The organism is Mesorhizobium sp. M1A.T.Ca.IN.004.03.1.1, assembly GCF_003997555.1.
GTDB lineage: Bacteria > Pseudomonadota > Alphaproteobacteria > Rhizobiales > Rhizobiaceae > Mesorhizobium.
This window is the reverse complement of sequence record NZ_RZTV01000138.1, coordinates 1-314: the sequence shown is the minus strand read 5'-3', so window position 1 is coordinate 314 and position 314 is coordinate 1. Positions and strand designations below refer to the sequence as shown.

General features: G+C 64.6%; 1 protein-coding gene. It reads left to right on the top strand.

Annotated elements, in window-relative coordinates; genetic code table 11:
- Window positions 1-314 (top strand): GTP-binding protein (locus EOD29_RS31040; protein ID WP_245475490.1); only part of this gene is annotated, 314 nt, incomplete at both ends.

Here is a 314-nt window from a genome sequence, read left to right as displayed (position 1 = left end):
CTGGTGGTTTCGGCCGCCGACGGCCCGATGCCGCAGACCCGCGAGCACATCCTTTTGGCCCGCCAGGTCGGCGTGCCTTCGATCGTGGTGTTCCTGAACAAGGTCGACCAGGTCGACGACGCCGAGCTGCTCGAGCTGGTCGAGCTTGAGGTTCGCGAGCTGTTGACCAAGAACGAGTTCCCCGGCGACGACATTCCGATCGTCAAGGGTTCGGCGCTGGCAGCACTTGAGGATTCGAACAAGACCATCGGCGAGGACGCCATCCGCGAGCTGATGGCGCAGGTCGACGCCTATATCCCGACGCCGGTCCGTCC